Source organism: Synechococcus sp. CS-1332 (assembly GCF_025127995.1).
Lineage (GTDB): Bacteria > Cyanobacteriota > Cyanobacteriia > PCC-6307 > Cyanobiaceae > Cyanobium.
This window is the reverse complement of sequence record NZ_JAHLYP010000033.1, coordinates 1-10,737: the sequence shown is the minus strand read 5'-3', so window position 1 is coordinate 10,737 and position 10,737 is coordinate 1. Positions and strand designations below refer to the sequence as shown.

Here is a 10,737-nt window from a genome sequence, read left to right as displayed (position 1 = left end):
GGCCAAGCACGGATCAGGTTCTCGACAAACTGGTCGAAGAAGCGCGAGAGGTGGTTGAGGCGCGTGACACCCTGACCGAAACCCATCTGACCGAGGAAATCGGTGATCTCTTTTTTGTCATGGCCAACCTTGCCCGTCACCTGAAGATCGACCCCGAAGCGGCCTTGCGCGCCGCCAACCAGAAATTCACCCGCCGCTTTTCCCGGATTGAAGATTGGCTGGCCGAAACCGGCAAGGCCCCATCCGACAGTGATCTGGCCGAAATGGACGCTCTGTGGAACCGCGCCAAGGCGGAAGAAAAATCCAACCAGGCCTGAGCCCCGGCAAAGCCCGGTCCTGCAAGGCGCCTTCGCCCGTTGCGTGGGGGTGGAACGGGGTGGGGGGCCACCCTGCCAACGGCCGCGCCGCCCCCGCGACAAAATGCCGACTAAATCACTCAACCTCTTGACCAAAGTAAAACTGTCAGGTTTAAAGCTGCGCATAAACCCGACTAAAGGAGTCAGCCATGTTCCGCCTCACCGCCCTTGCCCTTCTTGCCTGCACCACCCCGGTGCTGGCGGTGCTGCTGGCCTGGATGGCCCAGAGCGGCCAGCCCCTCGTCGGCATGCTTCTGCTCTGCAGCTTCGGCGCCGGCCAGGTGTTGCCCCTGCTGCTGGCCGGCACCGTCGCCGCCTCCGTGCCAAGGCTGCTGCAGCTGCGCCGCCTGGGCCAGTGGGTGCCACCGATCAGTGGCGTGGTGCTGCTCGCCAGCGGCGGCCTCACCCTGCTGTCGGTGCTGCCTTGACCAGCGTCGCCCCCTCGCCCTGGCGCGCCCTGCAGCGCCTCGCCGGCTGGATCTCCGACCTGCGCCTGGCCATCGGCCTGCTGCTGCTCATCGCCCTGGCCAGCGGTGTGGGCACGGCCATCCCCCAGAAGGAGGAGGCGGCCTTCTACCACCAGCTCTACGACCCCCACCCCTGGCTGGGCCTGCTTGGCGGGGACGGGGTGCTGCGGCTGCAACTGGATCACGTCTATTCCAGTGGCTGGTTCCTGGGCCTGCTGGCCTGGCTGGGCCTGTCCCTGATCCTGTGCAGCTGGCGTCGCCAGTGGCCCGCCCTGCAAGCCTCCCTGCGCTGGATCGACTACCGCAGCCCCCGCCAGCTGAGCAAGCTGAGCGTGGCCGAAACCCTGATCACCGCTGCGCCCGTAGCAGGCCTGGAGCGGCTGGAGGCCGATCTGCGCCGTTCCGGCTGGCAGATCCGTCGCCAGGACGACCGCCTGGCGGCCCGCCGCGGGGTGCTCGGCCGGGTGGGCCCGTTGCTGGTGCATGCCGGCATGGTGGTGCTGATGGTGGGGGCGGCCTGGGGCGCCCTGGGAGGCCAGCGGCTGGAGCGCTTCCTGGCCCCGGGCCGGGAGCTGGAACTGCTCGACAGCCGCGGCAGCACCCAGGTGACCCTGGCCCTCGACGAGTTCCACATCCAGCGGGATCCGGCCGGCCGGCCGGAGCAGTTCTCCTCCAGCCTGCGGCTGATCCCCCCCACCGACACCGCCCCCCCCACCGAAGCGGCCATCAGCGTCAACCATCCCCTGCGCTATCGGGGCATGACCCTCTACCAGGCGGACTGGTCCCTGGCGACGATCAGCCTGCAGCTGGGCCGCAGCCCGGTGCTGGAGCTGCCCCTGCAGACCTTCCCCCAGCTCGGCGACCAACTCTGGGGGCTGGTGCTGCCCACCCGCCCCGATGGCTCCGAGCCGGTGCTGCTGAGCCTCACCAGCGAACAGGGGCCGGTGCAGGTGTTCGGCCCCGACGGCGTGGCCCTGGCCCAGCTGGTGCCCGGCGGGGAAGCCCAGGAGGTGAAGGGTCTGCCGATCCGGGTGGCGAGCGTGCTGCCGGCCAGTGGCATCCTGCTCAAACGCGATCCGGGCGTGCCTCTGGTCTATTCGGGCTTCGCCATCGCCCTGCTGGGCGGAGGCCTCAGCCTGGTGGCCACCCGCCAGCTCTGGGCGATCGCTGATGGGACCAGCGGCCGGCTGCACGTGGCGGGGCTCTGCAACCGCAACCTCACCGCCTTCGCCTCAGAACTGCCGGCCCTGCTGCAGCGGCTCGAACCCCAGCCCTGACTCAGCAGGGCTGGCGCTCGCCGTGGGTGACGCGCACCACGGTATGGACGTTGCCGCGGGGGTTGAAATCGGCCTCCAACTGCATCCAGGCCGGATCACTGGCGTCGACCAGGTCGTCGAGGATCCGGTTGGCCGCCTCCTCATGGGAGATGGAGCGATCGCGGTAGCTGTTGACGTAGAGCTTGAGCGCCTTGAGTTCCAGCACCCGGGGACCGGGCTGATACAGGAGCCGCAGAACAGCGAAATCGGGGTAGCCGGAAAACGGGCAGGTGCAGGTGAACTCGGGCAGTTCAATCGCGACTTCGTAGGACCGGCCCACGCGCGGATTGGGGAAAGTGATCAGCTGGGCTTCGGCGATGGCCCGCTCGCCGTAGAGGGGGGTCACGGTCTGAGGCGGGGCCGCCGGCGATGGCGTGGCCATGGTCCGTTGGAGGAAAGGGGTCGGATTTCGACCGTACAGGACACCTCGGGTGGCCCGCGCCGCCGGTCAGCGGCCCGGAGTTCGCGTAGCAACCGTTACGACGACCCCGGCAAGCCTCGGCGGTAATGGAGCCGTCCCCTCCCCAGGCGGGGACTCTGAGAGACTCCACCCGTCGCCTTCCTGACCGCAGCACAGCCATGAAGAAAATCGAGGCCATCATCCGCCCCTTCAAACTCGAGGACGTGAAGATCGCCCTAGTCAATGCGGGCATCGTGGGTATGACCGTCAGCGAGGTTCGCGGATTCGGTCGGCAGAAAGGGCAGGTGGAGCGCTATCGCGGTTCCGAATTCACGGTCGAATTCCTGCAGAAACTCAAGCTCGAAATCGTCGTCGACGATGAACGGGTGGCCACGGTGGTCCAGGCGGTGCAGGATGCGGCCCGCACCGGTGAGATCGGCGACGGCAAGATCTTCATCAGCACCGTCGATTCGGTGATCCGGATCCGCACCGGCGACCTCGACAGCGGCGCCATCTGAGCGGCCGCATCGGCCCCATCCCGAGGCCGTCCTACGCAAGGGTGGCCTTCACCAGGGCCGAAATACGTGCTGACCAGTCTTCCGAGACCTCCTCCGGTTCGGCGCCATGGCCGGGCGGAACGACCCACAGCAGGTATTCGTGGTTGCCCGCCGGCCCGGTGAGGGGCGAGGCCACCAGTCCCGCCGGATGCCACGTCAGCTCCCGGGCCGCCGCGATCACGGTGGCGATGGCATCGGCATGGGCCCCCGGATCCCGCACCACTCCCCCCTTGCCCACCCGCTGGCGGCCCACCTCGAACTGGGGTTTGACCAGCAGCAGCGCTTCGCCCGTCTCCAGTAGCAGGGCCCGCAGGGCTGGCAGCACCCGGGTGAGGGAAATGAACGACACATCGGCGACAGCCAGGTCGGGCCTGGGGTCCCCCTCGCCGTAGAGGGCCTCCGGGGTGAGGTAGCGCAGGTTGGTGCGCTCCCGCAGCACCACCCGGTCATCGGTGCGCAGGCTCCAGGCGGTCTGGCCGTACCCCACATCGATCCCGTACACCCGCACGGCCCCGTGCTGCAGCAGGCAATCGGTGAAGCCGCCGGTGGAGATGCCGCCATCGAGACACACCCGGCCTTCCACCTGGATCGGCAGGGCCGCCAGGGCCCCCTCCAGCTTCTCCCCCCCGCGGGAGACGAACCTGGGCGGCTGCTCCACCTCCAGCAACAGGGTCTCGGGCACCTCGGTGCCCGGCTTGTCGAGCACGTCGCCGCCACCGCGCACCCGGCCGGCCCGGATCAGCTGCTGGGCCTGCTGGCGGCTGGCGGCCAGACCCAGATCCACCAGCCGGCGATCGAGCCGTTCCTTACGGGCCATCGTGCGTTTCGGCCATGGGTGCTACCGCTCCACCGGCATGTTGTCATCGAACAGCGACCCAAACCGAACAAAAACCGATGACCGGAGGGTTCGGCTCGGAACAGTCGCAGGATGGCCCCACGGTCTCCCACGCTTCCTGCCATGGCTGCCCCCGGATCCACGGCTGCCCCCGGATCCAATGTGGTGGAGCTGCTCCACCCCGGAAGCTTCGTGAGGCTGCGGGACCATCCCGAGGATCTGCCCCCCTTCCAGCTGATCCGCCGCCGAGGCACCCGCTGCTGGGTGCGCCAGCAGGCCTGGGGGTCGACCGTGCACCTGGAGCTTCCCTACCGGCGCCTGACCGCCGCCGCCTGAGGCGGTGGGGGCGGCTCGATAGGTTGGTGAATCCTTCGCCACCGCCCGGCCCTTGATCGAGCGTTACACCCTCCCGGAGATGGGCGACCTCTGGAGCGAGGAAGCCAAGTTCCGCAGCTGGCTTGAGGTGGAGATCGCCGCCTGCCAGGCCAACGCCCAGCTGGGCCGGGTGCCCGCCGAGGCGATGGCCGCCATCCGCGAGAGGGCGGCCTTCGAGGTTCCCCGGATCCTGGAGATCGAAGCGGAGGTGCGCCACGACGTCATCGCCTTCCTCACCAACGTCAACGAGCACGTCGGTGATGCGGGCCGCTACATCCACGTGGGCATGACCAGCTCCGACGTGCTGGACACTGGGCTGGCCCTGCAGCTGAAGGCCTCGGTGGCGGTGCTGCGCACCGAGCTTGAGGCCCTCGCCGGCGCCCTGCGCCAGCTGGCCCGGGCCCACAAGGACACGGTGATGATCGGCCGCTCCCACGCCATCCACGGCGAACCGATCACCTTCGGCTTCAAGGTGGCCGGCTGGCTGGCGGAAACCGAGCGCAACCGGGAGCGGCTGGAGCGGCTGGAGCGGGTGGTGGCCGTGGGCCAGATCAGCGGCGCCATGGGCACCTACGCCAACACCGATCCCGAGGTGGAAGCCATCACCTGCCGGCTGCTGGGCCTGGAGCCCGACACCGCCAGCACCCAGGTGATCGGCCGCGACCGCCACGCGGAATACGTCCAGACCCTGGCCCTGGTGGGCACCTCCCTGGAGCGCTTCTCCACCGAGATCCGCAACCTGCAGCGCTCCGACGTGCTGGAGGTGGAGGAGAACTTCGCCAAGGGTCAGAAGGGCAGCTCGGCCATGCCCCACAAGCGCAACCCGATCCGCAGCGAACGCATCAGCGGCCTGGCCCGGGTGCTGCGCAGCTACACCGTGGCCGCCCTGGAGAACGTGGCCCTCTGGCACGAGCGCGACATCAGCCACAGCTCGGTGGAGCGGATGATGCTTCCCGACTGCTCGGTGACCCTGCACTTCATGCTGCGGGAGATGACCGCCGTGATCGAAGGCCTGGGGATCTACCCCGGGAACATGGCCCGCAACATGAACGTGTATGGCGGCGTCGTGTTCAGCCAGCGGGTGCTGCTGGCGCTGGTGGAGGCGGGGTTGAGCCGCGAAGAGGCCTACCGGATCGTGCAGCGCCACGCCCACGCCGCCTGGAACAGCGAAGGGGGCGACTTCCGCGCCAACCTGCAGGCCGACCCGACGGTCACCAGCCACCTGGGCAGCGAGCAGCTGGCGGCGTGCTTCTCCACCGACCTGCACCGGGCCCATCTGGACGTGATCTGGGAGCGGCTGGGGATCTGAGGCGGGGGCCGGCGCCACCAGCGGCGACCGCTCCAGCCTCAGCCGGCTGGGGGCCGCTCGGTGGCCGGATCCAGCTTGCCGTTGCCGCCTTTCAGCAGATCCTCGATTTCGCAGACCGGGAAGCGGTTGATGCTCTTGAGCGCCAGGCGCGAGTTGCGGCGCAGCTGCTCGCTGATCACTTCGCAGTAGGGAATCTGGGCCAGCAGATCCACGGTGCGGCGCAGGATCCGCACCACATCGCCCTCATCGAGGGAGGTGTTGGCGATCACGTCGTTCCAGCTGGCGCCCCTGGCCCAGGCGTGGACCAGGCCGGTGAGCTCCGGTTCCCACCACACCGGCACCACCACCGAGGCCCGCTCCTGCTGGCGCTGCAGCTCGCGCCGCAGGCCGCGCAGGTCGTGGAGCGCCTCCTCAGAGGCCGGTGGCGGCGGGTAGCCGCACCAGAGATCGGGCCGGTTCACCTCGGTGGAGATGGCCTCCAGCACCGCCGCCAGCTCGGCCGGATCCAGGGAATCCAAGTGGCCGCTCATCAGGGCCAGCCCCAGCCAGAGCTCGTTGTCGCCCCGCAGGGCGGCCACGGTGCGGCCCACCTCGGTGGGCTCCAGCCCCTCTTCGCCGTCCAGGGCGCCGAAGAAGCGCAGGATGTCGATCAGGGAGAGGAAGGTGTCCCAGTGGCGGTTGGCCCGGTGGTGCAGCAGCCGCTGGCGTTCGCCGATCTCCTCCTCCAGTTCCTCCATGCGGCGCCGGTGCTTCTTGAGGTGCTTGCGGTCGCCCCAGCGGTGGGCCGGGTGGGCCTCCAGCTCCTGCTCCAGCTGCAGCACCAGCTGGCCCTGTTGCTGCACCTCGCCGGCCAGGTCGTAGCGGGGGGTGTGCATGTCATGGCGGCGGGCCATCGAGGACACCGCCAGGGCCAGGCCGCCGCTGGCGTTGTCGCCGTGGCGCAGCTCGTTGGCGTGGTGCAGCTCCGGCGGCTCCAGCTGGTTCACCTGCAGGCAGCTGAGCTCGGCGTGCAGGGTCACCACCGCATGGCAGGGCAACAGGATCCAGACATTCTCGTCGGTGAGGCAGAGCAGCAGCGGGAACTGGCCGGAGCCGGGCACCTTGGCCACGATCACCGCCGGGGTGACCCGGCTGCGCAGGGCCGGCGCCTTGACGCTCACCAGGGTGCCCTCACTGGCGAACTGCAGCGCCAGGGTGAGTTCGTGGGCCAGGGTTTCCTCGGCCTGCTGCTGCAGGATCCGGTGCAGACGGCGCTCCTCCCGCAAGCGGCCGCGGACCTTCTCATAGTCCTCGAAGTCATCCCAGGGCACCTCGCCGCCACTCGATTCCAGGCTGGCCAGCTGGACCATGAGCTCGGCGATGCGGGACTCGTCCTCGGCCAGATCCAGCCCCGCCAGGTAGCGGCCGAAGCTGCGCTCCACCAGCTCCCGGGCCTTGGCCAGGTCGTAGCGCTGCAGCAGGTTGAGCACCATGCCGTAGCTGGGGGTGAACTGGCTCACCAGGGGATCGGCCGGGCTGGTGGCCAGGGCGCCGGCCTCCCGGACCCCCTCGAAACGGCTCTGGACCGTCACCACGTAGCCCTGGGTGTCCAGGCCGCGGCGGCCGGCGCGGCCCGCCATCTGCAGGAATTCACTGCCCATCAGGGGCCGGTGCCCGCGCTCGTCACGCTTGGAGAGGGCCGAGATCACCGTGGTGCGGGCCGGCATGTTGATGCCCGCAGCCAGGGTTTCGGTGGCAAACACCACCTTGATCAGCCCCTGCTGGAACAGCTCCTCGATCAGTTCCTTCCAGGCCGGCAGCACGCCGGCATGGTGGGCAGCGATGCCCCGCAGCAGGGCATCGGCATGGCCGCCCTCCCGCACCGCCTCGGGGGTCACCGCCATGAAGGCGTCGAGCCGCTGGCGGATCCGCGCCTGCTCGCCGGAATCCACCAGGCACACCTTGGCCAGGTCACGCACGGAGCGGTCGCAGTTGCGGCGGCTGAAGATGAAATAGATGGCCGGCAGCATCTCGCGCTCCGCCATCTGGGCCACCACGAAGCCGATCGGCGGTGCCTCAGGCTGGGGCGGCCGCGGTTCCTTCGGTCCCTTGCGGCGGGTCGATTTCGGAGGGCGCCAGACCTTGCAATTCGGATGCAGGCCGGTGCCCTCGTCGTTGAGCAACGGGTGCAGGCCCTTGGCGCTGCAGAAGCTGAAGGCCAGGGGGACGGGGCGGAAATCACTGTGGATCAGGCGCGTGGGGCCGTGCACCCGCTCGATCCAGTCCGTCAGTTGCCCCGCGTTCGCCACCGTGGCCGAAAGCGCCACCAGCTGCACCCGCGTCGGGCAGTGGATGATCGATTCCTCCCAGACGGTGCCCCGCTGGGTGTCGTTCATGTAGTGGCACTCATCGAGCACCACGGCCTCCACATCGGCCAGGGGATCGTCGTCGGCGTGGTCGATCTCCGCATAAAGCATGTTGCGGAAGATCTCTGTGGTCATCACCACCACCTGGGCCTCCCGATTCAGGCTCAGATCCCCGGTGAGCAGGCCCACCTTCTCGTCGCCGAACTGGTGGCGGAAATCGCGCAGTTTCTGGTTGGAGAGGGCCTTGAGGGGGGTCGTGTAGAAGACTTTCTGGCCATGGGCCAGGGCCCGGTGGATGGCGTACTCGCCCACCAGGGTCTTGCCGGAGCCGGTGGGGGCGCTCACCACCACCGAGTGACCCTGGTTGAGGGAATCGATCGCCTCCAGCTGGAAATCATCCAGGGGGAAGGGGAACAGGTCCTCCACCGGCGGTACGGCGCTGCTGTCGGCCGGGTTGCTGCTCGTCACGTCGATGCCGTCCGCGTTGCTGCCAGGCCCGTCGGCGTGTGAAGAGCTGCCAACGTCGGGGCGGTCGAGCATCGGGGAATCCTATGGGCTGGCGGTCTTGCCATGGCCAGAGTTGAGGCGATCTCGGGCCTTTCGGTCTTGGAGCAGAGTGAAGGCAATCCCTCTTCCACTGGCGATTCATGCTGCACATCGACCTGCCCAGCCAAGAGGAACTCAGCGCGCTCGCCCGGCATTCCCATCGGCCGAGTGTTTCGATCGTGCTGCCCACCACGCCAATCACCCTCGACACTGACGTGGACCGGCTGCAGTTCAGGGCTCTGGGCGAGGAGGCAATCCGCCAGCTGACGGCCGCTGGCAGCGATCGCTCTGCCATCGAAGCCCTGGCTGAATCGTTCACCGATCTGGTCGACGACGATGATTTCTGGCGTTTCCAGGCCCGCTCCCTGGTCACCTACGCCACCCCCGACACCCTCGTCACCTATCGCCTGCCGACATCGGTCGAGCCCCTGGTGGCCGTCTCCGACCGGTTTCACCTCAAGCCCCTGCTGCGGGCGACCAGCTTTGGCAACAGCGGTTACGTGCTGGCCCTCGCCGATGGCGGCGTGCGGCTGATCGACGTATCGGCTGACCTGCCGGCCGACACAGTGAAGTTGGCCGGTCTGCCCACGGACGCGGCTTCGGCCGTGGGCAAGGCCAGCATCAACGACCGCTCCCCCAGCGGCCGGCTGACGGGCTCGGAGGGCAAGAAAGTGCGGCTGCGGCAGTACGCCCGCCAGGTGGACCGGGCACTGAGAGATCACCTTTCCGGCCAAGGCCTGCCGCTGGTTCTGGCGGCGGTGGAGAGCCTCGGGGCGATCTTCCGATCTGTGAACACCTACCCCCATCTGGCCGCCGCCACCATCGAGGGCAGCCCGGAGCGCCGCTCGGATGCGGAGCTGGCTGAGGCCGCTCGCCCAGTGTTTGATGGGCTCCACAGCCAGCGGCTGGTCGACTGGCACGACCTGTTCAACCAGCGTCGCAACACAGGCCGGGCCAGCACCGATCTGGCTCAGGTGGCTCGGGCGGCCACCTTCGAGGCGGTGCAGAGCCTGCTGGTGGACATGGACCGGGTGATCGATGGCGTCATCAACGAAACGGATGGTCGCATCGAGGAAGCCGGGGCCCCAGGAGTGGACAGCTATGGCGTGCTCGATGAGATCGCGCGGCGGGTTCTGCTCTCCGGTGGCGAGGTACTGGCCGTTCGGCAGCAGGACCTCCCCGATGGCGCCGCCGTCGCAGCGATCTTCCGGTACGCCCTTTGACAGTCAGGCGGTCGGTGGAGGCCCATTCAGACTGATCAGCTCCCTGCACCAGGTTCCTGGTTGGCCCCATCCCCCCCCACCGGCGATGACCCAGGCGGCGTCTGCGCCGAGGCCAGTTGGCGAAGGGAGATCCGCAGGTCCCTGGAGCGGTTGGCGCCGGAGCGGCGGCGGCACCTGCGTGGCTTCTTGGCCGTGGAGGGCTGCCTTCTGATCCCGGCCGCGGCGGACGCCGCCCCTGGATCGGCTACGCCGCTTTTGGATCTGGCCAGCAACGACTACCTGGGCCTGAGTCACCATCCAGGCGTGATCGCCGCGGCCCGGGCGGAACTCGAAAGCAGCGGCCTGGGTGCCGGCGGCTCTCGGCTGGTCACCGGCACCCGCCCAGTCCATCTGCAGCTGGAGGCCGCCCTGGCCGCCTGGCTGGGCCGGGAGCGGGTGCTGCTGTTCCCCAGTGGTTTCCAGGCCAACCTCGCCGCCGTGAGCGCCCTGGCCGATCGCCAGGCCCTGGTGTGCGCCGACCGCCACGTGCATCACTCATTGCTGGCCGGTGTGCGGGCCAGTGGGGCGCGGCTGGAGCGCTTCGCCCACAACGACCTGGAGGATCTGGAGCGGCGGCTGGCCCAGGCCCGCACCCGGCAGCCCGACCAGAGGCGGCTGGTGCTCAGCGAGAGCCTGTTCAGCATGGAGGGCACCAGTCCCGACGTGCCGGCCCTGGCCGCCCTGTGCCGGCGCCACGGCGCCCTGCTGCTGCTTGATGAGGCCCACGCCCTGGGGGTGCTGGGCCCCGGCGGCCGCGGCCTGGCCCATGGTCTGGAGGGGGTGCACCTGGTGAGTGGAACCTTCGGCAAGGCCTTCGGCAGCGGTGGCGCCTTCCTCGCCGGCGACGCCCTGCTGGGCGACTGGCTGCTGCAGGCCGGCGGCGCCTTCCGCTACACCACGGCCCTGGCGCCGCCCCTGGCGGCCGGGGCCCTGGCGGCGCTGCGGCAGATCGAAGCCCAGCCCCAGATC

10 protein-coding genes and 1 pseudogene are annotated in these 10,737 nt (G+C 69.2%); 8 read left to right on the top strand and 3 right to left on the bottom strand.

Annotated features, from left to right (window positions below; translation table 11 throughout):
* The 3 genes and pseudogenes from KQ305_RS06640 to KQ305_RS06630 all read left to right on the top strand — a co-directional run.
* A partial coding sequence (locus tag KQ305_RS06640; protein WP_311134327.1) for a MazG nucleotide pyrophosphohydrolase domain-containing protein occupies window positions 1-317 on the top strand: 317 nt, incomplete at its 5' end.
* Between the two features lie 206 nt (window positions 318-523).
* Window positions 524-784 (top strand): annotated as a pseudogene (locus KQ305_RS06635) (cytochrome c biogenesis protein CcdA); the annotation flags it as partial.
* 29 nt (window positions 785-813) lie between these two features.
* On the top strand, window positions 814-2,100 hold the full coding sequence (locus tag KQ305_RS06630; protein ID WP_399230835.1) for a cytochrome c biogenesis protein ResB: 1,287 nt from the start codon (window positions 814-816) through the stop codon (window positions 2,098-2,100).
* 1 nt (window position 2,101) lies between these two features.
* Here KQ305_RS06630 and queF read toward each other — a convergent pair whose 3' ends face one another.
* Window positions 2,102-2,521 carry a preQ(1) synthase gene (gene queF, locus KQ305_RS06625; protein ID WP_259724630.1) on the bottom strand — a complete coding sequence of 140 codons (420 nt, stop codon included), beginning with the start codon at window positions 2,519-2,521 and terminating at the stop codon, window positions 2,102-2,104.
* Between the two features lie 197 nt (window positions 2,522-2,718).
* Here queF and KQ305_RS06620 point away from each other — a divergent pair, with 197 nt between their 5' ends.
* A complete protein-coding gene (locus KQ305_RS06620) occupies window positions 2,719-3,057 on the top strand; it encodes a P-II family nitrogen regulator (RefSeq protein WP_216906005.1) in 339 nt (112 codons plus the stop codon).
* A 31-nt stretch (window positions 3,058-3,088) separates the two neighbouring features.
* On the opposite strand, the gene KQ305_RS06615 is transcribed toward KQ305_RS06620, so the two are convergent.
* The gene (locus KQ305_RS06615) at window positions 3,089-3,913 is read right to left on the bottom strand and encodes a TlyA family RNA methyltransferase (RefSeq protein ID WP_259724629.1); all 825 of its coding nucleotides are present in this window, start codon (window positions 3,911-3,913) and stop codon (window positions 3,089-3,091) included.
* A gap of 141 nt (window positions 3,914-4,054) precedes the next feature.
* On the opposite strand from KQ305_RS06615, the gene KQ305_RS06610 reads away from it, so the two are divergent.
* Together KQ305_RS06610 and purB are read left to right on the top strand one after the other, a co-directional pair.
* Window positions 4,055-4,267: a hypothetical protein gene (locus KQ305_RS06610; protein ID WP_259724628.1), complete on the top strand. Its 213-nt coding sequence runs from the start codon at window positions 4,055-4,057 to the stop codon at window positions 4,265-4,267.
* A 52-nt stretch (window positions 4,268-4,319) separates the two neighbouring features.
* Window positions 4,320-5,615, top strand: coding sequence for an adenylosuccinate lyase (purB, locus tag KQ305_RS06605; protein WP_259724627.1), 1,296 nt, complete (start codon window positions 4,320-4,322; stop codon window positions 5,613-5,615).
* A 38-nt stretch (window positions 5,616-5,653) separates the two neighbouring features.
* On the opposite strand, the gene KQ305_RS06600 is transcribed toward purB, so the two are convergent.
* Window positions 5,654-8,500, bottom strand: coding sequence for an RNA helicase (locus tag KQ305_RS06600; RefSeq protein WP_259724626.1), 2,847 nt, complete (start codon window positions 8,498-8,500; stop codon window positions 5,654-5,656).
* 107 nt (window positions 8,501-8,607) lie between these two features.
* Here KQ305_RS06600 and KQ305_RS06595 point away from each other — a divergent pair, with 107 nt between their 5' ends.
* Both KQ305_RS06595 and KQ305_RS06590 read left to right on the top strand, forming a co-directional pair.
* Window positions 8,608-9,729: a hypothetical protein gene (locus KQ305_RS06595; RefSeq protein WP_259724625.1), complete on the top strand. Its 1,122-nt coding sequence runs from the start codon at window positions 8,608-8,610 to the stop codon at window positions 9,727-9,729.
* A gap of 141 nt (window positions 9,730-9,870) precedes the next feature.
* Window positions 9,871-10,737, top strand: an 867-nt coding sequence (locus tag KQ305_RS06590; protein ID WP_399230832.1) for an aminotransferase class I/II-fold pyridoxal phosphate-dependent enzyme, incomplete at its 3' end; no start/stop codon positions are given.